Raw genomic sequence first — 21,853 nt, 5'->3', positions numbered from 1 at the left:
CCTCCGGCACGTATGATCCTTGGCAAACTCCCGCAGATTAGAACGCTATGTCATTGATAGTGCTATTGCTTCTGCCCTTCTTGGGCAGTTGCCTGGCAGCCGTCCTGCCGCACAACGCACGCAACGCCGAGTCCATTCTCGCCGGGCTCGTCGCCCTGGTCGGCACGGTCCAGGTCGCGTTGCTGTACCCGCAGGTCGCCCACGGCGGCGTCATCCGCGAGGAGTTCCTCTGGCTGCCCAGCCTGGGGTTGAACCTGGTGCTGCGCATGGACGGCTTCGCCTGGCTGTTCTCGCTGCTGGTGCTGGGTATCGGTACCCTGGTGTCGCTCTATGCGCGCTACTACATGTCGCCCCAGGACCCAGTGCCACGCTTCTTCGCCTTCTTCCTGGCGTTCATGGGCGCCATGCTCGGCCTGGTGATCTCCGGCAACCTCATCCAGATGGTGTTCTTCTGGGAGCTCACCAGCCTGTTCTCCTTCCTGCTGATCGGCTACTGGCACCACCGCCACGACGCACGTCGCGGCGCCTACATGGCACTGATGGTGACCGGTGCCGGCGGGCTGTGCCTGCTGGTCGGCGCACTGCTGCTGGGCCATGTGGTCGGCAGCTACGACCTGGACAAGGTCCTCGCCGCAGGCGACATCATCCGCCAGCATGCCTTGTATCCGGTGCTGCTGCCATTGATCCTGATCGGCGCCCTGACCAAGAGTGCGCAGTTCCCCTTCCAGTTCTGGCTGCCCCATGCCATGGCGGCGCCCACCCCCGTTTCCGCCTACCTGCACTCGGCGACCATGGTCAAGGCCGGGGTTTTCCTGCTGGCACGCCTGTGGCCAGTGCTGTCCGGCAGCGAGGAATGGTTCTGGATCGTTGGCGGTGCCGGGGCCTGTACCTTGTTGCTGGGCGCCTTCGCGGCGATGTTCCAGAACGACCTCAAGGGGCTGCTGGCCTACTCGACCATCAGCCACCTGGGCCTGATCACCCTGCTGCTGGGCCTGAACAGCCCGCTGGCCGCCGTGGCCGCAGTGTTCCACATCCTCAACCACGCCACCTTCAAGGCCTCGCTGTTCATGGCCGCCGGCATCATCGACCACGAGAGCGGCACCCGTGACATCCGCCGCCTAAGCGGCCTGGTGCGCCTGGTGCCCTACACCGCCACGCTGGCCATGGTCGCCAGCGCCTCGATGGCTGGCGTGCCATTGATGAACGGCTTCCTGTCCAAGGAAATGTTCTTCGCCGAAACGGTGTTCATCAGCTCCACCGCCTGGGTCGAAACCGCGCTGCCGGTAATCGCCACCCTGGCCGGCACCTTCAGCGTGGCCTATGCCCTGCGCTTCACCGTCGACGTGTTCTTCGGCCCCACCGCCCAGGACCTGCCGCACACGCCCCACGAGCCACCGCGCTGGATGCGCGCACCGGTCGAGCTGCTGGTGCTGACCTGCCTGGTGGTGGGCATCTTCCCGGCCCAGTCGGTCGGCCCGCTGTTGGCCGCAGCTGCCCTGCCGGTGGTGGGCGGCACATTGCCTGAATACAGCCTGGCCATCTGGCATGGCTGGAATGCACCGCTGATCATGAGCCTGGTGGCCATGAGCTGCGGCATCGTGCTCTACCTGCTGCTGCGCAAGCAACTGCGCCTGGGGCGCTTCCCGTACCCACCGCTGATCGAACGCTTCAACGGCAAGCGCCTGTTCGAACGCGGGCTGCTGCACCTGATGCTGCTGGCCAAGCGTATCGAGACGCTGCTGACCAGCCGCCGCCTGCAAACCCAGCTGTTCATGCTGGTGCTCGCCGCCTTCCTCGCCGGCCTCACGCCATTGCTGTACAGCGGCATCAGCTGGGGTGACCGGCCGAAGATCCCGGGCTCCGGGGTGTTCGTCGCTCTCTGGCTAATCGCCATCGCCTGTGCCATCGGCGCCGCCTACCAAGCCAAGTACCACCGTCTGGCCGCCTTGACCATGGTCAGCGTCTGCGGCCTGATGACCTGCATTACCTTCGTCTGGTTCTCCGCACCCGACCTCGCCCTCACCCAGCTGGTGGTCGAAGTGGTTACCACGGTGCTGATCCTCCTGGGCCTGCGCTGGCTGCCACGGCGTATCGAAGGCGTCTCGCCAGTGCCTGGCAGCCAGGACCGTGCCCGCTTGCGGCGCCTGCGCGACCTGCTGTTGGCAGTGCTGGTCGGCGGCGGCATGGCGCTCATCTCCTACGCCATGCTGACCCGGCCGACGCCCAACGACATTTCCTCGTTCTACTTGAGCCGTGCCCTGCCCGAAGGCGGCGGTACCAACGTAGTCAACGTGATGCTGGTGGACTTCCGCGGCTTCGATACCTTGGGCGAAATCACCGTGCTGGTGGCCGTGGCCCTGACCGTATTCGCCCTGCTGCGCCGCTTCCGCCCGCCGAAAGAAAGCATGCAGCTGCCTGCCCAGCAGCGCCAGCTGGCCCCGGATGTGGTCACCGACCTGATCAACCCGCGCCACGCCACCGATACCGCACTGGGCTTCATGATGGTGCCGGCAGCGCTGGTGCGCCTGCTGCTGCCGATTGCCCTGCTGGTGTCGATGTACCTGTTCATGCGCGGCCACAACCAGCCCGGCGGCGGCTTCGTCGCAGGCCTGGTGATGTCGGTGGCGTTCATCCTCCAGTACATGGTCGCCGGCACCCAGTGGGTCGAGGCGCAGATGAGCCTGCGCCCACTGCGTTGGATGGGCACCGGCCTGTTGTGCGCCACCCTGACCGGCATCGGCGCCATGACCCTGGGTTACCCGTTCCTGACCACCCACACCGCGCACCTTCACCTGCCGCTACTGGGTGACGTGCACGTGGCCAGTGCCCTGTTCTTCGATATCGGCGTGTACACCGTGGTGGTCGGCTCGACGCTGCTGATCCTCACCGCCCTGGCGCACCAGTCGGTCCGCGCCTACCGCCCGGGCCACCCGAAATCCAGCCAAGCAGGAGCCGCCTGATGGAAGAAGTCATTGCAGTCGCCATCGGTGTGTTGGCCGCCTCCGGGGTCTGGCTGATCCTGCGCCCGCGGACCTACCAGGTCATCATGGGGCTGTGCCTGCTGTCGTATGGCGTCAACCTGTTCATCTTCAGCATGGGCAGCCTGTTCATCGGCAAGGAGCCGATCATCAAGGACGGCGTGCCGCAAGACCTGCTGAACTACACCGACCCGCTGCCCCAGGCCCTGGTACTCACCGCGATCGTCATCAGCTTCGCCATGACCGCCCTGTTCCTGGTGGTGCTGCTGGCCTCGCGCGGCCTGACCGGTACCGACCACGTCGATGGCCGGGAGCGTGAGGAATGAGCTGGATGAACCAACTGATCGTCGCGCCCATTCTGCTGCCGCTGGTCACCGCGGCACTGTTGTTGCTGGCAGGCGAGAAGCATCGGCACTTCAAAGGGCGCATCAACCTGCTGTCGACCCTGACGGGCCTGGCCATCGCCGTCACCTTGCTGATGTGGGTGCGCACCCAGGGCCAGGCCGAGTCGATCGGCGTGTACCTGCCAGGCAACTGGCCGGCGCCCTTCGGCATCGTGCTGGTGCTCGACCACCTCTCGGCGCTGCTGCTGACGCTCACCGGCATCATCGGCTTCTGCGCGCTGATGTTCGCCCGTGCCCGCTGGGACGGCGCCGGGGCGAGCTTCCACGCGCTGTTCCAGATCCAACTGATGGGCCTGTATGGCGCCTTCCTCACCGCCGACCTGTTCAACCTGTTCGTGTTCTTCGAAGTGCTGCTGGCGGCCTCCTACGGGCTGATGCTGCATGGCTCCGGCCGTGCACGGGTCAAGGCCGGGCTGCACTACATCGCGGTCAACCTGTTCGCCTCGTCGCTGTTCCTGGTGGGCGCCGCCATGCTCTATGGCGTGACCGGCACGCTGAACATGGCCGACCTGGCCTTGAAGGTCCCGCTGGTGGCAGAGGCCGACCGCGGCCTGCTGCACGCCGGTGCGGCGATCCTGGCCACGGCGTTCCTGGTCAAGGCCGGTATCTGGCCGCTGAACTTCTGGCTGGTGCCGGCCTACTCCTCGGCCAGCGCCCCAGTAGCGGCGCTGTTCGCCATCATGACCAAGGTCGGCCTGTACGCCGTGCTGCGCCTGTGGAGCCTGCTGTTCTCCGGGCAGGCCGGGGCTTCGGCGCATTTTGGTGGGGAGTGGCTGGTGTACGGCGGCCTGGTCACCCTGGCAGTGGCCGCGGTGTCGATCCTTGCGGCCCAGCGCCTGGAGCGCCTGGCGGCGCTCAGCATCCTGGTGTCGGCGGGCACGCTGCTGGCGGCCGTCGGCTTTGGCCAATCGGTGCTGACCGGCGCCGCACTGTTCTACCTGGCAAGCTCCACCCTGGCGTTGTGTGCATTGTTCCTGCTGGCCGAACTGGTGGAGCGCTCGCGCTCGGCCAACGAAGCGCCGCTGGATGACGAAGAGGATGTCATCCCGTCTCCCCTGGAGACGCTGCACCCGCCCAAGGGCATCAACCTCGATGATGAACAGAAGGCGGTGATCGGCCAGATCATCCCCTGGACCATGGCCTTCCTGGGCCTGAGCTTCATCGCTTGTGCCCTGCTGATCATCGGCATGCCGCCGCTATCGGGCTTCATCGGCAAGCTCAACCTCATCAGCGCCTTGTTCAACCCGCTGGGGTTGGGCGTGGCACCCGAGCAGCCATTGTCGATGGCCGGCTGGGGCCTCGTAACCTTGTTGGTACTGTCGGGCCTGGCCTCGCTGATCGCCTTCGGCCGCGTGGGTATCCAGCGCTTCTGGAAACCCGAGGAACGCCCCTCGCCCCTGCTGCGCCGTTACGAGTGCGTTCCTGTCGTCGTTCTGCTGGGGCTGTGCATCTTCCTCAGCCTGCGCGCCGAGCCCCTACTGCGCTATACCCAGGACACCGCCGCTGGGTTGCAGTCGCCTGATGCCTATATCCAGGCGGTGATGTCGACCCGCGCCCTGCCCGGCCCAACCACCCTGGTGGAGGTGCAGCCATGAGCCGGTTCTTCCCTGCCCCGCTGCTGTCGGTGTCACTGTTCTTCCTGTGGCTGCTGCTGAACCTGTCGGTCAGCCCTGGTAACCTGCTGCTAGGCGCCCTGCTCGGTGTGCTGGCCCCCATCCTGATGGCGCCACTGCGACCGCAGCATGCCCACGTGCGTCGTCCCCTGGTGATCGCCCGGCTGATCGGCCGTGTCGGCATCGACGTGATCGCCTCCAACCTGCAGGTTGCCCGCACCGTGCTGTTCATGGGCAGCCGCCCACCACGCTCGGCCTTCGTGCATATCCCGCTGGACTTGCGCGACGCCCACGGCCTGGCCGCACTATCGATGATCACCACCGTGGTGCCCGGCACCGTGTGGTCGGAGCTGGCGCTGGATCGAAGCGTTTTGCTGCTGCATGTGCTTGACCTGGAAGACGAAGCGGCCTTCATCGAGCACTTCAAGCACACCTATGAACGTCCGCTGAGGGAGATTTTCGAATGACTGGGGTACTTGCCTACGCCATTCTCGCCAGCCTGTTCATCCTGGTCATCGCCATGGCGCTGTCGCTGGTGAGGCTGTTCCGCGGCCCCTCCGCCCAGGACCGAGTGCTGGCGCTGGACTACCTGTACATCCTGGCCATGCTGACGATGCTGGTACTGGGTATCCGCTACGCCAGTGACACCTATTTCGAAGGCGCCTTGCTGATCGCGCTGTTCGGCTTTGTCGGCTCGTTTGCCCTGGCCAAGTTCCTGCTAAGAGGGGAAGTGATCGAATGAGCGACACCATCGAATTGCCATTTTGGCTGGAGCTGACCACCGCCGCGCTACTGCTTGTCGGCAGCTTGTTCGCCCTGATCGGCGCCGTGGGCATGGTGCGCCTGAAGGATTACTTCCAGCGCATGCACCCGCCCGCCCTGGCCTCGACCATCGGTGCCTGGTGCGTGAGCCTGGCGTCGATCCTGTACTTCTCCTGGCTCAAGCAGGAAGCAGTGCTGCACGCCTGGTTGATCCCCATCCTGCTGTCGATCACCGTGCCGGTGACCACCTTGTTGCTGGCCAGGGCCGCACTGTTTCGCAAGCGCATGGCTGGGGAGGATGTTCCCGAGGAAGTCAGCAGCGGTTGCGACAAGGGCTAAGAAGTGCGCAAACCTCAGTTCCGCGCTTGCACAAGCCGTTGCAGCTCACGCCGCACCATGGCCACGAACGGCGCCGGCTTGAGCTGGTAGAGCTCACCGGCAACCCAGTTCAGCCAGGCACCCTGCAACTCATCACGTCGCGCCAGCAAACGCTCTGCCTGGGCCAGGGCCTCGGCATGATGCTGGCGATGGAAGGCCTCACGGCCACCCTCGTCACTCACTCGCTGGCCTTGAAGGTGGTCAGCTCACCTTTGCGCCATTTGGCGACCTTGCCAGTCACCGCCTTGAGCAACTTGCCCAACTCTTGCGCCACCTGCTCACGCGCGGCGAACACCAGCATCACCCCGTGACCGTCACGGAACACGATGCCATCGCCTTCCGGCACCGAGACAAAGGCATAGTCGCCCACGCCATAGACATTCAACTTGATCTCGCGAAAACGCAGCTCCAGCTTGCCACCCTCGCGGCTCGGCAGCACCGCAGCGCGGAAGTGGTCGCCCACCTTCAACTCCAGGCGTTGCTTGTCATCGACCACCATCGCGTTGTCGGTGTCGATTTCGGCCATGTACAGGCCTTCAGGGTTCTGCTCGGTAACATAGATGAAGCGGCCGTGGAACAACTTGACCAACCTGGCCCGCAAGTCGCCCAAGGCGAACAGGGCATGGGTATCCAACGTACTGACTGCCAATGAAAGATCCTCAAACCGGTTAAACCCCGCCGCCACGCGCTACAGGCGTGGGCCGACGATTCGCTCAATGCGAAACCCAGAAAGGTTAGTGAAACGCTGTACGAAGCGCCTGTGGAGGTGGGCGATGCATCAAGCAGGAAAAATAACGCCCGCGTGCCAGCCAATACCTCACGACGGTTTCAGTCAGCCTCCCAATGAGGGAAACACGGGCCTTTGAAACCATCAGAAAACATGCAGCAGATAACGCCAGGCCCTTGGATAGACAGGGCCCCGTTATTCAACTGCGCATTACGTAGGGACGAATATGCACGAAAACAATCAAACCCGTCGAGAGGCTACGCACATTTCTTGCACATACGACGTTACAAGTACCCTCACCTCAGGAAAACGCGAAAGGCCCCAAGGATCGCTCCATGGGGCCTTCTGCCGAGTGCACCGGGTCAGATCTGCCGCTGGTGGCGGTCGAGCTGCTCGTGACGTTCCTGGGCTTCGATGCAGTACTTGGTCGTCGGGCTGATCAGCAGGCGCTTCAGGCCGATCGGCTCGCCGCTGTCATCACACCAGCCGAAGCTTTCGTCGCCAATGCGGTCCAGGGCCATCTCCAACTGCGGGAGCAGGCGCTGGTCGCGGTCGATGGCGTTGACCAGCCAGGTACGCTCTTCCTCGACCGACGCCACGTCAGCAGGGTCCGAGGGGCTGTCCAGGCTTTCAATGGCGTTGCGGCTGAGTTCGATGCGCTCGTGCGTTTCGACTTTCATCGCTTGCAGCAGCTTGGTGAAGAACGCGAGCTGATCGGCGTTCATGTAGTCATCGGCCGACATGGCCAGCAACTGTTCCTTGGTCATCGATTTCTCTATGAAAAATGTGCATTGGGCGATTCGGGCGCCATCGGCGAACACGCGCCGCCGGCGGAATTCTTCAAGCGCCAACCGGCACTCTTTTTACAGGGGGCGGCAGTCTAAGGCGCCACGCGGCAAGGGGCAACAGAAATGACGGGGGAATCGACCGAAACAACCGGGAATCCGCTCATCGGTGCCGTCGCTCAACCATCACGACTGCCTCAAGGACGCCGTTGCCTAATATGCCGCAACGGCCACGTCCGCGCCAGCCTGCACAGGACGGCTCCCCGTCGCCAATGCCAGGTGGCACCCAGTTACCGCCGATGCATGCCAGCCAACGCGCCTGCTAGGACTTTGCAAACCGGAGGCCAGGACATGGACTTGCATCAAAACTTCGTAACATTCAGCCGCCTCGACTGTGTGGTCGCCCAACGCTTCAAGGACCGCCCACTACTGAGCCAGAGCGCCAGCGGCCTGCTCATAGAGCAATGGCAAGCCCGCCATTTCGATAGCGCGCTGGACCCGCTCGCCCTTTGGCTGGTGAGCCTCGGTCCGGAAGGCACATCGGCCTTGCCGCGACTGCTGCCCGCCGTGCTGATCGAACGCTACTGTCGGCGCACAACGCTCAACCTGACGCCTGGCGAAGACTTTCTCAGCCTGAACGGCAACGCAGACCCAACCAGCGCGCTGGACATCGACCTGCACGCCGTGGAGCTGCTGATAAACGAGTGCGGGCCACTACTGCTGAAACGCTACCTGGAAGACCTGGCCGAGTACTGGACCAGCTTCGACGCCAGCGGCCAAACGCCCTGGCAATGGTATGCAGAGTTTCTACAAAAGCAGTTTGTCTCGGCGCTCGACAGCCGTAGCCAGGAGCACGGGCTGACGCCTACGCAAATAGAAGTGGCCAATCACCTGCGAGAAAACACCGGTATAGCCCAACCCAATGCACAACAACCCTCGATCGCCCTGCTCAGCACCGATTTGTCCGCCAGCGCCAACATCGATGTCGACCTGGGCAGCGCCCTGCTGATCGAGCAAGCGGCCCACGACGATGCACCGGCCGTCACGCTGCTCTACACCCTGCTGGGCAAGCTGCTGGCCTTCCCCTCACGCCCCACCCTACTCGGCATACTGGGGCGACTGTGGCCTCATACACGGGTGCCGACCGCCCACCAGATCCACCTGGTGCCATTGAGCGACTCGTGGTTCCAGATGCAGGCGCTGCAATTGCTGCATCAACAGATATTGGTCGCCCAAGCCATTGCCGATGGTTTCCAGCAGCAAGACCAGGCGGCGCTGCTGAGCCAGGATCTGGACCGCCTCACCTCGGTGCTGGAGCTGTGCGACCGCAGCGAGCGTACCCAGCGTCAACGCCTGAGCGAACACCTGCCGGACTGGCTGCGCAACGCTCCGGTCAGCGGCCAACAGCAGTACGCCAGGATGCTGATCGATACCGCCCAAAGCTACGAGTCGGCATCGGGCAGTGCCTGGCTGGACGATGTCGAGACCGCGCAGGCCTTCGCCAATCGCATGCTGGCGCAACGTATAAGTGCTGACCATCCCGGCACCGCGCTGTTGCCAGAGGACGTGCAAGTGCTCAACTACCAGGTCACCGGCGTCGCCTCGGGGCAAGGTTCGTTGGTTATCAGCGGGGAGGAGCACCTGGTCGAATATAGCCTGGCCGACCTGGCAATCGGCAATATCGGCCTGATCAGGCCTGGCCGGGTGGAGTTGCGTTCTGGCACCACCGCGCCACTCCCAACGTGGATGAACGAAACGTACATGCGCACACTGGTGAGCGAGCTGGACGTTGCCAGTGCCTACCCGAAGATGCTCAACGACAAGCTGTTGAACGACCCGCTCCAGAAACAGCGACGCCAGGCCCTGCTCGGCACGCAACTGCGCTACCAGTTGCCGGCCCTGGCGCTGGAGTTGCATCTGCGTGGCGAGGGCATGGACGAACAGAGCGTTGGCCGCCTTCAACAAGTGCTGGCCTGGCCGCAGCCATTCGATGAAGACCGCTGGGTAATGCGCGCTCTCGGCATATTGAGGCGGCCGGATGCAAACCCCGACCGCGCACTCAACACCTGGTTGTTCGAGGCGCTCTGGCCCGGCGCCGGCACCTGCCTGCTGTATCGCCCTCTGCATAAGCAGTCGCTGCTGCAATTCGACGACCGAATCGCCTTGCTCACCGCCCTCGCCACGCCAGGCGAATTGCAGGACGATATCCTGCAACGTCTGCCCGAGGAGGAGCGCAAGGTCTACGCCCATGGCGGCTTCCTCGAACCCCACCTGTTCTACCCCCTGGACGATCCATTCGCCGTGCCATTCGGCATCCCGCGTCCGGCCACCCTGAGCGTAGAGCCTGCAGAGCAGGACATCGGCCAGGCCATCTACCTGGCCTGCGTCCAGGAATCCATCCAGCGCTTCCAGGCACACGCCCATACCACCGCGCAAGCCCGCTGGGACAGCTGGAAAGAACTCGGCTGGCTGCTGTTCAACACCCTGTTGCCACTGGGTGGCAGCACGCTGGGCAAGGTGGCCTGGCTGGTACAGATGGAAGTCGCCCTCGCCGAGTTCGTCGAAACAGACAGCACCCATGACCCCGAAAGCCATCGCACCGCCCTGATCAATCTGTTGGTGGACATCGCTCTGTTGCTGCTGTCCCACACCGCCCTGGAAAAGCCACTGGAGGAAGGCAAGGAGCCCGCCCTGACCCAGCAAGTGGTGAGCGGCGCCGGGGCACTGAAGCCTACCCCCGTGCAAGTGACGACCACACCACCGCCTGGCCAGCTGGCGTTCGGCTGGTCTGCCCCGACCCGCAGCCTGTCTGCCACCCAGCAGTCGGCACTGCAGGCGCTGAGTAGCACACGGCTGCCGAGCGAACTGGGCCCACCGATTCCCCACGGCCCGCTGGCTGGCCTGTTCCTGGCCGACGACCAGTGCTGGGTGCAGTTGCAAGGCAAGGTCTACAAGGTGCTGCTGGATGAGCAGAACGGCCAACCACGGATTATCGCCGACACCCCACAGGCGACGCCCGGCCCATGGCTCGTACGTGACGAGGCCGGCCGCTGGCAGCTCGACCTGCACCTGCGCTTGCGCGGCGGCATGCCGACGAGTTCGCGCATTGCCAGGATGCGCGAGGAAAAACGCCAGCGCATACAGGTGCTGGATGAGCAGATCCGGCAAGATCACGTTCAGGGCATGGAGGCGCTTTGGCGTATCAAGGCGCAAGTGGAGCAGTTCGATAATGACGTGCCGGATAACGACCTGAAGACGCAGTATGAAAGCGCTCGCGCCGCGTCTGCCCACTGGCAAAGCCACCTGCAACGCCTCAAGGAACGCAATGCCCTCGAACCCCTGGAGAAGTTCAAGCTCAGGCGAGCGACCGCCTTGTGCCAACATGCTTACAGCGAGCAGCTGGTGCAGCTGGTGCAGCTGGTCACGCAGCGTCGATACCGCCCCCAACAGATGCAGCTCGAACATTTTCTGACACAGTTCAAGGGCGAGGCCGGGCGCCTGAAGGGCGACGTACGCCAATACGAAGGAGAGATATCAATCGACGACCTGAGTATCTACAAGAATCGCCTGGCCGCACAGGCGTCGCTGCTCGACGACATGCTACTCAACGCCCAGGCTATGTATGAGATCCGCCAAGAACTGACCACGCTTTCCATCCGCGAGCCCGCCGACCTGAAACAGTCGGCGCAGGCACTCATAGAGGTGTTATCCGACGCCGATACCCTGGCGCAGCTGCGCTACCGGCGTCTGGACACCAACTTCAACCGCCTGTTCGCGCTGTACGCCGCCGCCATCGACGAGCCAGGTTCGCACTTCTTCTGGCTCAACCTGGCGAACAAGACCTACCACCGCGTGTACAGCCAGCGCAAGCAACTGGGCGAGCTCGCTCATCCCAGCCAGGAAATGAGCGTGCGCCTGCTCAACGGCATCGATGACTGGCTGCGCGAGGCGAATCGCCAGTTGCTGAACTTCTCTGCACAACTCGACGACGGGCAGGCACTGGAGATACTGGCCAAGGTCAACGAAGACCTCGGCCTTATCCAGGCCGAGGTTCGCAGCGAACTGGCGCAATTCCCGGAGTTCCCACCGACCATCTCGCTCAAGCAACTGCGCCAGGAAGCGCCTGGGCTGATCGAGGTGGAAGACGAAGGCTTGCTGCTGGGTGTACTCAACGCCGATGACGCCACCCTGGTGGTCGTCCCCGACCGCGACCCGCACCAACCGCCCAGGACCTTCCGCCAGCAGGACCAGGCCTGGGTGGAATTGCCTTTGCCCGGCACAGCCCCACGGCAAACGAAGACCAAACTCAAGCACCTGCTAAAGGACAGCGAACAGCTGATGACCCGCGCCCAGCGGGAGCTGGAGCTGGAGCGGCTACAGCAGCACCCTAACGACAACTACCTGCCAGTGGAAATCCACGAACTGCTGATGTTCCAGCAAGCAGACCTGCTGAAAAACTCACAAGCCATCGAACGTCACCTGACCGCCGACAACGAAGTCGACGAAAGTGTCGGAAACCGCGATGCCGCCCAGGTCAACCGCCGGCTGGTCGGCCTGGCCGCGCAGCTTGGGCAGGCTGCGATCGACCTGCGTATCCAGGCCGCCCTGCGCCAGGCGCCGAGGATGGGCGAGGTGCAATACCTGCTGGACCACCGCCAGGTCAGCGTCCATGCGCTGGCGCCGCGCACCAAGCTGGCGAAGGTCAAGGGTCGCGCAGACGACTACCTGGACGAATACGTCATCCGCCGTGAAGGCCAGGACCTGTGGTACGCACACTTCCACTACCGCAAGCCAGAAACGCCCAGGGACCAGTTCAGCGCCGGCCACCTGAAGACCCTCGCCCAGCGCCATGCGGCAGGAAGGGTCGTAGTCGACCCAGCGACAGGCAACGAGGTGCAGGTGTACCGCGCACCGATCACCGTGGCCTCGGCCGTGCGCTATTTCTTCAGCGACTGAACGTACAAGGGGCGCCCCTGTGGCGCCCCTTGTATGTCGCTGGCCTTGCCTACTCAACGGTCCTTGAACTGCGCCTCGCGCTTGGCGACGAACGCCGCCATGCCTTCTTTCTGGTCTTCGGTGGCGAAGGCCGCGTGGAACACCCGGCGCTCGAAGCGCACGCCTTCGCTCAAGGTGACTTCGAAGGCGCGGTTGACGCTCTCCTTGACCATCATGCTCACCGGAATCGACTTGGCAGCGATGGTCGCGGCCACCTTCAGCGCCTCTTCCAACAGCTCGGCCTGTGGCACCACGCGCGCCACCAGGCCCGCACGCTCGGCTTCCTCGGCGCCCATCAGGCGCCCGGTCAGGCACAGCTCCATGGCCTTGGCCTTGCCGACTGCGCGGGTCAGGCGCTGGGTGCCGCCCATGCCCGGCAGCACGCCCAGGTTGATTTCCGGCTGGCCGAACTTGGCGTTGTCGGCGGCGAGGATGAAGTCGCACATCATCGCCAGCTCACAGCCGCCACCCAGGGCGAAACCGGACACCGCGGCGATGATCGGCTTGCGTCGGGTAGCGATGCGGTCAGCGTCGCTGAACAGGTCTTCAACGTAGATCTGCGGGTAGCGCAGCTCGGCCATTTCCTTGATGTCGGCGCCGGCGGCGAAAGCCTTGGCGGAGCCTGTGAGCACCACGCAGCCGATGTTCGGGTCGCGCTCGAGCTGGTCCAAGGCCTGGTTGATCTCGCCGACGATCTGCGCATTCAGCGCATTGAGCGCCTGCGGACGGTTGAGGGTGATCAGGCCGACCTTGCCGTGGATATCCAGCAGGATTGTTTCGAATGCCATGCAAGCTGCTCCTTCAAAGGTTGCGCGCAATGACCATGCGCTGAATGTCGCTGGTGCCTTCGTAGATCTGGCAGACCCGCACATCGCGGTAGATCCGCTCCAGCGGGAAGTCACTCAGATAGCCATAACCGCCCAGTGTCTGCAAGGCATCCGAACAGACCTTTTCGGCCATTTCCGAGGCGAAAAGCTTGGCCATCGAGGCCTCCACCAAGGCCGGGCGCCCGGCATCGCGCAGGGCCGCGGCATGCAGCACCATCTGCCGCGCCACGGCAATGCGCGTGGCCATGTCAGCCAGGCGGAAGGCCACGGCCTGGTGCTCGACCAGCGCTTTGCCGAAGCTTTGGCGTTCGTTGGCGTAGTCACGGGCCACCTCGAACGCCGCACGGGCCATGCCCACCGCTTGCGAGGCGATACCGATGCGCCCGCCTTCGAGGTTGGCCAGGGCAATCTTGTAGCCCTGCCCCTCCTCGCCCAGGCGGTTGGCCACTGGCACGCGTACATTGTCGAAGACGATCTGGCAGGTGTCGGAGGCGTGCTGGCCGAGCTTGTCCTCGACCCGCGCCACCTGGTAGCCAGGCGAATCGGTAGGCACGATGAAAGCGCTGATGCCGCGCTTGCCGGCGTCTGGGTCGGTGACGGCGAAGACGATCACCACCCCGGCGCTCTGCCCAGAGGTGATGAACTGCTTGCTGCCATTGAGCACGTAGTGATCGCCCTCCAGGCGCGCACGGGTCTTCAGGCTGCTGGCATCGGAGCCGGCCTGGGGCTCGGTGAGGGCGAAGGCGCCGAGCATCGCACCACTGGCCAGCGGCGCGAGGAACTGCGCCTTCTGCTGCTCGGTGCCAAACTTCAGGATCGGCACGCAGCCCACCGAGTTGTGCACGCTCATGATGGTCGAGCAGGCGCCATCGCCGGCGGCGATTTCCTCAAGAGCCATGGCGTAGGCCACGTAGCCGGTGTCGCTGCCGCCATACTGCTCCGGCACCAGCATGCCGAACAGGCCAAGGCCCGCCATTTCCTCAATGGCCTCGCGGGGGAAGCGGTGCTCCTTGTCCCACTGCTCGGCGAAGGGTTTCAGACGCTCTTGTGCGAAGTCGCGCACTGCATCGGCGATCTGTTGTTGCTCATCGGATACCAGCATGGTTCACCTCAGTACAGGCATTCGACCGCCATCGCTGTGGCCTCGCCACCGCCGATGCAGATGGCCGCCACGCCGCGGCGCAGGTTGTTCTGGCGCAGGGCCGACAGCAGGGTCACCAGGATACGCGCGCCGGAAGCGCCGATCGGGTGACCCAGGGCGCAGGCACCGCCATGGATGTTGACCTTGTCGTGGGGCAGGTCCAACTGCTTCATGGCCGCCAGGGTGACCACGGCGAAGGCTTCGTTGATCTCGAACAGGTCGACCTCGGCCAGACTCCAGCCGGTGCGCTGCATCAGCTTGTCGATGGCGCCGATGGGGGCAGTGGGGAACAGCGCCGGGGCGTCGGCGAAGGCGGCGTGGCCGTGGATCAGCGCCAGCGGCTTGAGGCCACGTTTCTGGGCTTCGGAACGGCGCATCAACACCAGCGCGGCAGCGCCATCGGAGATGGAGCTTGAGTTGGCCGCGGTAACGCTACCGCCCTCGCGGAAGGCCGGTTTGAGCTGCGGGATCTTGTCCAGGCGTGCCTTGGGCGGCTGCTCGTCGTCCTTGATGACGCGTGTCTGCTTGCCTTCGGTGACTTGCACCGGGACGATCTCGGCGGCGAATCGACCACTGGCAATCGCCTCCTGGGCGCGGGTCAGCGAGGCAATGGCGAAAGCGTCCTGTGCTTCGCGGCTGAAGTTGCCAGCCTGGGCGCAGTCCTCGGCGAAGGTGCCCATCAGGCGGCCCTTGTCGTAGGCGTCTTCCAGGCCGTCCATGAACATATGGTCGATGATCTTGCCGTGGCCCATGCGGTAGCCACCACGGGCCTTGTCCAGCAGGTACGGGGCATTGGTCATGCTTTCCATGCCACCCGCGACGATCACATCGGCGCTGCCGGCCAGCAGTTGGTCGTGGGCCATGATCGCGGCCTGCATCCCTGAACCGCACATCTTGTTGAGGGTGGTGCAGGTGGTGGCCTTGTCGAGCCCGGCGCCGAGGGCTGCCTGGCGCGCCGGTGCCTGGCCGAGGCCGGCGGGCAGCACGCAGCCGAACAGCACCTGCTCGACGCTGGCGGCATCGATGCCGGCACGCTCGACCGCAGCGCGAATGGCCGCCGCGCCCAACTGCGGCGCGGTGAGGCTCTTGAGGTCGCCCTGCAGGCCACCCATGGGCGTGCGTACGGCACTGACGATAACGATCGGATCGTTGGCAAGGGTCATGTTCGTTTCTCCTTACTTGGCAGCCATGCGCAGCGCGCCGTCGAGGCGGATCACCTCGCCGTTGAGCATGCTGTTCTCGATGATGTGACGGGCCAGCGCGGCGTACTCCTGCGGGCGCCCCAGGCGCGGCGGGAACGGCACCCCGGCGCCCAGCGAATCGCGTACGTCCTGGGGCAGGCCGGCCATCATCGGCGTTTCGAAGATGCCCGGGGCGATGGTCATCACGCGAATGCCGAAGCGCGCCAGTTCACGTGCCACCGGCAAGGTCAGGCTGGCGATCGCGCCCTTGGAGGCAGCGTAGGCGGCCTGGCCGATCTGCCCGTCGTAGGCGGCAATGGAGGCGGTGTTGATGATCACCCCGCGCTCGCCGCTCTCGTCGGCAGTCCCTTCGGCCATGGCCGCGGCGGCCAGACGCAACAGGTTGAAGCTGCCGATCAGGTTGACGTTGATGACCTTGGCGAAGCTGTCCAGAGCATGCGGGCCGTGCTTGCCCAGTACCTTCTCGGCGCCGACGATGCCGGCGCAGTTGACCAGCCCGTGCAGGCTGCCGAACGCGGCGACGGCGGCATCGACGGCTGCCTTGGCGGCCGTTTCGTCGCTGATGTCGGCGACCGCGAAGCGTGCCCGCTCACCCAGCGCTTGGGCCTTGGCCTCGACCGCCTGGGCATTGAGGTCGACCAGCAGTACGCTGGCACCGGCTTCGATGAGCATCTGTGCGGTGGCGGCGCCGAGCCCTGAGGCCGCACCGCTGACGATGAAGTGCTTGTTGCTGATATGCATGATCGTCTGTCCTTGTCAGGCGTGGACGATCAGCCACAAGGGGCATCGTGCATCGTCGAACGCCTGGTTCGTTCTTGTTGGAATAGAACCTTCGGTTCGACGATGTTCGCGCCGGTCACCCGCCCCGGCAATGGCCAAATCTGTCAATCTGGATGACCGATTTGGCCGCAGCCCGCGTCAGGGGTGGGTGAAGTCGCCCGCCAGGGCATCCTCGGTCAAGCGCAGGTACAAGGCGTGCAGTGCCGATTCCCGCTCGCTGGCCAGGTCGCTCCAGCGTTGCAGGTAGACCTCGCTGGTCAGGGTGGACTGCTCCAGGTCGAGCTGGCTGCCGCGCTCAGCGAAGGTCTCGTTGATCGTGTCGAACGCCGCCTCGTGCCGCTCCATCAGGTAGCGACGCCAGAAATCGCGCTGTACCAAACTCTCGGTGAAGGCATCACTGGCTTCGGCGGCGCGCACTGTGCTCAGGGCCTGTTGCAGTTGCGCAGCACTGACGTTAGCGACTTCCTCGTAGAACATCGTGCTGGGCTGCAAGGGCAGCTCCAACTGCTGGGCAAGGTGCACGCGGTAATAAAGGCTGACCTCGATTTCATCGACCCCACGCTGTTCGGACTCGCGCTGGGCAATGTCCTCGCGTGCGAACTGCTCGACGCGTTCCAGACGGAACAACTGTCGACCAAGCGCCAGCAGTTGCGGGCCACGCTCGTGCTCGGCCGCCTGGGCGGTGGTCTGTGCCACCAACACCTGCACCTGCAAGTCGCTGAACCGTCGCGCCACGCTGTCTTCGCAGGTCATCGGCTCGTTGGCCCGGGCGTACACCTGCTCGCGCAACGCGGCATTGCCATCCAACGCCTCCAGCAATGACCAGACCCGCTCCAGCAACACCTCGTGTTGCTGCTGGAAATCCGAAGTCGTACGCAACTGGCCCAACAGCTGGAACAACCCACTGCTGTCCGGCATGGCAAGCAGCGTATCCCAACGCTCACCGGCCGCCACGCGTGCAGAAGGCTCCAGCCTGTCGACCCATGAGGCGCGGACCAAGGCAGGGTTGAGCTGTACCTCCTCGATCTCTTCCACCTCCTCCACAGGGTGCTGGAAGGGGTGGTCGCCCAATGCCGTCAAGCGAGCCAGGTCGCTGACCGCCAGTGGATTGCCCCGCACGACATAGCTCATGCGGTGAGACAACGGCATACCCAGCACGGCCTCTGGAATGTTGGAGATCTGGTTGTTGCTCAGGTCCGCATACTCGAGGAAGCCACACAGCTCCAACCCATGGGGCCAATTGGTCAGCCGACAGTGGCGCAGACGCAGCTCACGCAGATAAGGCAGGTGATTGAAGCGCATATCCAGGCGGTTGATGGGGTTGTAGCTCAAATCCAGATGACGCAAGTGCGGCATCGCGGCAAGGATCCCAATGCCGGCCTCATCCATACGCACGCGGTTGTGGGCGATGCGCAGCATACGCAGCTCGATCATATAGCCAAGTCCGCGTGGTAACTGGGTCAGTCCATTGCTGTTGAGGGTCAGCCGACGCACCCCATCGAAGGCCCGCAGGAAACTGACCGGCACCTCGGTCAATTGCAGGTTGCACATCACCAATACCGTGATATGGCCAAACTCCACCGCTACCGGTATCTCCGGCAGACTGCGAACCACCATGCCGCTCAGGTCCAGGCGCATGCCAGCAGGTTCACCCCGGTCACCGACCACCGATTCGCCTTGAAGCTGCCAAGCACGTCGCAGGTGCTGGGAGAACTCGTGATACAGGTTGCGCGAAGCACTTTGTAGCTGGCCGTCGGTCCAGCGGGTGAGCGCACGATCAAGCCGGCGATAGCTCAACTCGTGCTCCAGCAGCAGGTCGAACGGTGATCCTGGTTGATTCAGCAGACTGGTGACGAAATTTTCGAGTTCTTGGTCGTTGAACCCGGGGTACAAGGCCCGTACGCGATCGCGCAGTATCTGCCCAGGCACAGGCGCGCCAGCACCTCGACCACTGAGCGGGTAGCCAACACGACCATCGCTCATGCGTCTTGCCGGGTTGAACCAGGCCGGCTGCGCACGCCAGCCGAGCAGGCGCAGGGTCTGGGCATGGGTGTCCGGCAGGTGCTGCTGGACCAGGCCACGCAGCAGCGCGGCGGGGTCATCGCCGCTCACCCCAAGACGGGCGAGTTGCGCGTCGGTGAGCACTGCACTGATGGCCTGGAAGATACCCTGCGGCTCGGCCACCTCCTCCTCACGTTCTCGTCCCTCTTTGTCATACAGCTTGAAGCGCCCATCCCGGTTCACCAGCACGACGCGGCTGGCCTGTTCCCCTTGAGGGTCGCGCACCGCGATCAGCCGACCGCTCTCCGAACCCTCGCGCAGCTCGAAGTTGACCGCCGAAGGCCAGTTCGGCAGGCGCCCGAGCACGGCCATCAGCAACTCGCCAGTTTCGTTGCCATAGGCGCTGTCCAGGTATATACCCGCCAAGGCGCGGCTTACCCGCGCCGATTGCAACAGCGAGCGTGCCCGGCTAGCCAGCGCCAAGGGGATGCGCGACTCACCCAGAGCCAGGTTGCGCCCCACCTCATCGACCCCGCGTACCGCCTCGGCGGCATATGTCGGCGGCAAGCCAGGGAAATCGCGAAGCAGCAGCGCGACCAGGGCATCCTCAGGCGCCTCGCCCTCCATCAGATGCTTGAGCAAGGGGCCGCGCAACGCCGGGGCGCGCTCGATCAGTTCTGCGCGCAATGCCTGTTCGTCCAGCCCCTGGATACCCGGCTGCGCCAGGCACCACGCTTGTATCGTGCCGTCCTCGGAGGGCACGCCGCCGCTGACGAAACTTGTGAAGAACGCCTCGATGCGGGTGTCGGCATCGAAACGGCGCAGCGTGTCGCGCAAGTTCACCGGCGTCGTCCGCCCTTCCACCACAACGCCACGCAGCTCGTCCTGGTCCATGCCCGCCACCTTGAGCACCTGCGCCGCGCGCTCGGCCTGGATCGGCAAATGTCCAGGCCACAGGCAGTCCAGCAGGCGGCTGCTGTCATCCCACTCTAGGGGCCGGTCATGGCGTATCCGCCAGCCACGCTCGCCATTGAAATCGACCACCGGCTCGAACGCCTGCGCACGCCAGGGGTGGCGAATACGCCACTCACCATCCGCCTGCGGACGGTGCACCTCGTAGAAGTGCCCCTGGGCACGAATCCAGCGGCGTTCGCCCACGCCAAGCAGGCCATCGTCCTGCAGCTCGGCCCCCTCGGGTGGCTGGCTGTATTCACCCAGGTCGCTGGACCACAGCCGCTTTTCGCCATTTTCCAGGCTGACCGGCTCGAGGCCATCGACGAAGGCACTGCGGCTGAAGCCGCGTGCGACGATACTCGCCCCCGCCGCCACCGCCGCCGTAACGGCCACGGTCTCGGCCACCCCCAGCATGTGCTGCAACGCTTCATGCTGATGACCGTGGTACCAGTCCTCGGCCCCCTCGTAGACCTGCGCCAGGGTCTGCACCACCAACTGCCCCAGCAGCAACGCCCCCACCGCAGGAATGAACAGCCCAGCCAGTCCCAGCAGGCTCAAGCCAGCAGACTTCCACGCCTGCAAGCGCTGCCGTGCGGCCAGCTGGTCGGCCAGTGCAGTGGGCACCAGCAGCAACCGGGCATCGTCCTTGATCCGATCCACCTGGTGCCGTACCTGCTCGGCGAAGACATCACCGACGATGGCGATGGCCACGGGCGCCAAGTCCGGTTGGGCATCGTTCAGGCGCAGGTTGAGGGTCGTGAGCATCTGCGCGCGTTCGGCCAAGCTCACTTGCTGCACGAAGAACTGCCTGGACGTAGATATCTTCACCCACTCGACCAGGGCGAGGTTCATCGCCGCCAGAGAATCGTAATAGCGCAAGGCGCGCTGTGGATCGCTCGGCAGATAGAGGACGACACCGGCCTGCTGCCCTTGCGGGTCCTGCAAGACGACCACCAGTGCGTCGGCCAGGGTGCAGCCCAGCAGGCTCAAGCGATGCGGCTCGGCACGTAACGTTTGCTGCGACATGTCCTGGGTGTTGTCGGCAAAATCACGCAGGGCGATCTGCACCGCTGCCGTGATGCCCCCCCTGAGCGCAGCGACCTCGATGGCCAGCTTGAAGCCGGCGCGCTTGTCCGTCGCCAGCAGCGCGCACGTCGCCGGGCTGAACACCTGGCCAAGCAGCGTCTGGTACTGCTGCCCTACATCCTGGCTGCGACACGCGCTGACCAAGGTGTCGGTGTTCCCCGACAAGACCTTGAAGGTTCCCATGGCCACCAGCCCACTGCCCTCATAGAACGACGCCCCTTCATGGAAGTTCTGCATCAACCGCAACAGCCCCTGTTGCCGCCGGTATGAGGCGCCATAGATAGGCCACAGCCTGCCAGGTGCCATGTCAAAGCGCGGCGTGACCTCCAACCATTCGAGATTCGCCACCGAGCTGCCCTCTGGCAGGCGTGCGCGCAAGCACTCGTCGAAGTGTTCCTCGGCGAAGGTTTGCAAAGGGATCAGGTCGACCGTTGCCTCGCGTACCTGCGCCTGGCTGGCCTGGTGCGTCCGGAAACTGTCGCGCAGTCGATTGATCTGCGCTGGCGAGGCCTGGCGAATCCACGCCGGTAGCAGGCTGGCGATGAAGTCATCGTGAATGGCGTTGAACGTTGCGGGGGTCAGCGCCGGGCTGGCAGGGTTTGCGTTATCAGTCATGGTGGCACCTTCGCCTGTAAGGGAAAGGCCAAGACTGGTCGCTCAGCGGCGGCGCCGTCAGAGGGAAGGCGCACCGTGCAGCATGAGTTGGCGATAGTGCCCTGGGTTACAGCCGAACCACTTGCGAAACGCCTTGTAGAACGAGCTGGCATCGGCGAACCCCAGGCGCTCGGCAACGTCACTCAGGGCGATGTCGCCATCGGCCAGCCAGGCCACCGCCAGCTCCCGGCGTACGCTGTCCTTCAGGCCCTGGTAGGTCTGGCCCTCCTCGGCCAGGCGTCGGCGCAAGGTCGAGGCCGAGACGCACAGGCCACGTGCCAGGCCCTCGGCATCCGGCCACTGGGCCGGCGTGATATCGCCGAGCTGGCGGCGAATGCGCCGGGCCAGGCTGGCCGGGTCGCGGTATTTGACCAGGATGTTGCCCGGGGCCTCGGCGAGAAAGCGCTGCAACTCCTCGGGCGTGCGCCGCATAGGCAACTCTAGGCTGTCGGCGGCGAAGATCATGCGGGTACGAAGTGCATCAGGCTGCCAGCGATGACGAACAGGTGCCAGATGCCGTGGCCGTGGCGCAAGCGGCTGTCCAGGGCGAAGAAAATAATGCCGAC

15 protein-coding genes and 2 pseudogenes are annotated in these 21,853 nt (G+C 64.5%); 7 read left to right on the top strand and 10 right to left on the bottom strand.

All coding sequences use genetic code 11. The annotated features are described in order from the left end of the window. The first annotated feature begins 47 nt into the window (after nt 1-47). The 6 genes from ACQKPE_RS17130 to ACQKPE_RS17105 are packed head-to-tail and all read left to right on the top strand — an operon-like array spanning nt 48 to nt 6,096. Nucleotides 48-2,960, top strand: coding sequence for a monovalent cation/H+ antiporter subunit A (locus ACQKPE_RS17130; protein ID WP_427667666.1), 2,913 nt, complete (start codon nt 48-50; stop codon nt 2,958-2,960). Continuing rightward, nucleotides 2,960-3,304: a Na+/H+ antiporter subunit C gene (locus tag ACQKPE_RS17125; protein WP_084854729.1), complete on the top strand. Its 345-nt coding sequence runs from the start codon at nt 2,960-2,962 to the stop codon at nt 3,302-3,304. Before ACQKPE_RS17130 ends, ACQKPE_RS17125 begins: the two co-directional genes overlap by 1 nt. Continuing rightward, a complete protein-coding gene (locus ACQKPE_RS17120) occupies nt 3,301-4,977 on the top strand; it encodes a monovalent cation/H+ antiporter subunit D (RefSeq protein WP_427667665.1) in 1,677 nt (558 codons plus the stop codon). Before ACQKPE_RS17125 ends, ACQKPE_RS17120 begins: the two co-directional genes overlap by 4 nt. Then, nucleotides 4,974-5,462: a Na+/H+ antiporter subunit E gene (locus tag ACQKPE_RS17115; RefSeq protein WP_427667663.1), complete on the top strand. Its 489-nt coding sequence runs from the start codon at nt 4,974-4,976 to the stop codon at nt 5,460-5,462. Before ACQKPE_RS17120 ends, ACQKPE_RS17115 begins: the two co-directional genes overlap by 4 nt. Beyond that, on the top strand, nt 5,459-5,737 hold the full coding sequence (locus ACQKPE_RS17110) for a K+/H+ antiporter subunit F (protein WP_427667661.1): 279 nt from the start codon (nt 5,459-5,461) through the stop codon (nt 5,735-5,737). The genes ACQKPE_RS17115 and ACQKPE_RS17110 overlap by 4 nt, the downstream gene beginning before the upstream one ends. Further along, on the top strand, nt 5,734-6,096 hold the full coding sequence (locus ACQKPE_RS17105; RefSeq protein WP_427667659.1) for a Na+/H+ antiporter subunit G: 363 nt from the start codon (nt 5,734-5,736) through the stop codon (nt 6,094-6,096). Before ACQKPE_RS17110 ends, ACQKPE_RS17105 begins: the two co-directional genes overlap by 4 nt. Nucleotides 6,097-6,110: 14 nt before the next feature. Here the strand turns inward: ACQKPE_RS17105 and ACQKPE_RS17100 are convergent, their stop codons facing one another. From ACQKPE_RS17100 to ACQKPE_RS17090, 3 genes are all read right to left on the bottom strand, one after another. Beyond that, nucleotides 6,111-6,317, bottom strand: a complete 207-nt coding sequence (locus ACQKPE_RS17100; RefSeq protein WP_427667658.1) for a hypothetical protein — start codon at nt 6,315-6,317, stop codon at nt 6,111-6,113. Next, on the bottom strand, nt 6,314-6,784 hold the full coding sequence (locus ACQKPE_RS17095) for a hypothetical protein (RefSeq protein ID WP_427667656.1): 471 nt from the start codon (nt 6,782-6,784) through the stop codon (nt 6,314-6,316). Before ACQKPE_RS17095 ends, ACQKPE_RS17100 begins: the two co-directional genes overlap by 4 nt. Nucleotides 6,785-7,224: 440 nt before the next feature. Continuing rightward, nucleotides 7,225-7,629, bottom strand: coding sequence for a TraR/DksA family transcriptional regulator (locus tag ACQKPE_RS17090; RefSeq protein WP_427667654.1), 405 nt, complete (start codon nt 7,627-7,629; stop codon nt 7,225-7,227). Nucleotides 7,630-7,998: 369 nt separating this feature from the next. On the opposite strand from ACQKPE_RS17090, the gene ACQKPE_RS17085 reads away from it, so the two are divergent. Further along, the gene (locus ACQKPE_RS17085) at nt 7,999-12,603 is read left to right on the top strand and encodes a hypothetical protein (protein ID WP_427667652.1); all 4,605 of its coding nucleotides are present in this window, start codon (nt 7,999-8,001) and stop codon (nt 12,601-12,603) included. Nucleotides 12,604-12,656: 53 nt separating this feature from the next. On the opposite strand, the gene ACQKPE_RS17080 is transcribed toward ACQKPE_RS17085, so the two are convergent. The 7 genes and pseudogenes from ACQKPE_RS17080 to ACQKPE_RS17050 form a co-directional block, all read right to left on the bottom strand. Further along, entirely contained in the window at nt 12,657-13,430 is a 774-nt protein-coding gene (locus ACQKPE_RS17080) for an enoyl-CoA hydratase (protein ID WP_427667651.1), read from the bottom strand. A gap of 13 nt (nt 13,431-13,443) precedes the next feature. After that, the gene (locus ACQKPE_RS17075; RefSeq protein WP_427667649.1) at nt 13,444-14,571 is read right to left on the bottom strand and encodes an acyl-CoA dehydrogenase; all 1,128 of its coding nucleotides are present in this window, start codon (nt 14,569-14,571) and stop codon (nt 13,444-13,446) included. A gap of 8 nt (nt 14,572-14,579) precedes the next feature. Beyond that, the gene (locus ACQKPE_RS17070; protein ID WP_427667648.1) at nt 14,580-15,773 is read right to left on the bottom strand and encodes an acetyl-CoA C-acyltransferase; all 1,194 of its coding nucleotides are present in this window, start codon (nt 15,771-15,773) and stop codon (nt 14,580-14,582) included. Between the two features lie 12 nt (nt 15,774-15,785). Beyond that, a complete protein-coding gene (locus tag ACQKPE_RS17065; protein WP_427667646.1) occupies nt 15,786-16,553 on the bottom strand; it encodes an SDR family NAD(P)-dependent oxidoreductase in 768 nt (255 codons plus the stop codon). Between the two features lie 177 nt (nt 16,554-16,730). Beyond that, a complete protein-coding gene (locus ACQKPE_RS17060) occupies nt 16,731-21,248 on the bottom strand; it encodes an NEL-type E3 ubiquitin ligase domain-containing protein (RefSeq protein ID WP_427667644.1) in 4,518 nt (1,505 codons plus the stop codon). Between the two features lie 57 nt (nt 21,249-21,305). Continuing rightward, nucleotides 21,306-21,761, bottom strand: a pseudogene (locus ACQKPE_RS17055) (helix-turn-helix transcriptional regulator); the annotation flags it as partial. After that, nucleotides 21,749-21,853: pseudogene (locus ACQKPE_RS17050) on the bottom strand (PAQR family membrane homeostasis protein TrhA); the annotation flags it as partial. The pseudogenes ACQKPE_RS17050 and ACQKPE_RS17055, both read right to left, overlap by 13 nt.

The sequence above is a fragment of the Pseudomonas sp. NPDC089554 genome (assembly GCF_050280645.1).
Classification (GTDB): Bacteria; Pseudomonadota; Gammaproteobacteria; order Pseudomonadales; family Pseudomonadaceae; genus Aquipseudomonas.
The sequence above is the reverse complement of the archived record's forward strand: the minus strand, read 5'-3'. Positions and strand labels throughout refer to the sequence as shown.

Coding starts and splice junctions, on each gene's coding strand:
- ACQKPE_RS17110 (WP_427667661.1), top strand. CDS start 5,459: ATGACTGGGGTACTTGCCTACGCCATTCTCGCCAGCCTGTTCATCCTG.
- ACQKPE_RS17090 (WP_427667654.1), bottom strand. CDS start 7,629: ATGACCAAGGAACAGTTGCTGGCCATGTCGGCCGATGACTACATGAAC.
- ACQKPE_RS17070 (WP_427667648.1), bottom strand. CDS start 15,773: ATGACCCTTGCCAACGATCCGATCGTTATCGTCAGTGCCGTACGCACG.
- ACQKPE_RS17080 (WP_427667651.1), bottom strand. CDS start 13,430: ATGGCATTCGAAACAATCCTGCTGGATATCCACGGCAAGGTCGGCCTG.
- ACQKPE_RS17125 (WP_084854729.1), top strand. CDS start 2,960: ATGGAAGAAGTCATTGCAGTCGCCATCGGTGTGTTGGCCGCCTCCGGG.
- ACQKPE_RS17105 (WP_427667659.1), top strand. CDS start 5,734: ATGAGCGACACCATCGAATTGCCATTTTGGCTGGAGCTGACCACCGCC.
- ACQKPE_RS17065 (WP_427667646.1), bottom strand. CDS start 16,553: ATGCATATCAGCAACAAGCACTTCATCGTCAGCGGTGCGGCCTCAGGG.
- ACQKPE_RS17060 (WP_427667644.1), bottom strand. CDS start 21,248: ATGACTGATAACGCAAACCCTGCCAGCCCGGCGCTGACCCCCGCAACG.
- ACQKPE_RS17115 (WP_427667663.1), top strand. CDS start 4,974: ATGAGCCGGTTCTTCCCTGCCCCGCTGCTGTCGGTGTCACTGTTCTTC.
- ACQKPE_RS17085 (WP_427667652.1), top strand. CDS start 7,999: ATGGACTTGCATCAAAACTTCGTAACATTCAGCCGCCTCGACTGTGTG.
- ACQKPE_RS17130 (WP_427667666.1), top strand. CDS start 48: ATGTCATTGATAGTGCTATTGCTTCTGCCCTTCTTGGGCAGTTGCCTG.
- ACQKPE_RS17075 (WP_427667649.1), bottom strand. CDS start 14,571: ATGCTGGTATCCGATGAGCAACAACAGATCGCCGATGCAGTGCGCGAC.
- ACQKPE_RS17120 (WP_427667665.1), top strand. CDS start 3,301: ATGAGCTGGATGAACCAACTGATCGTCGCGCCCATTCTGCTGCCGCTG.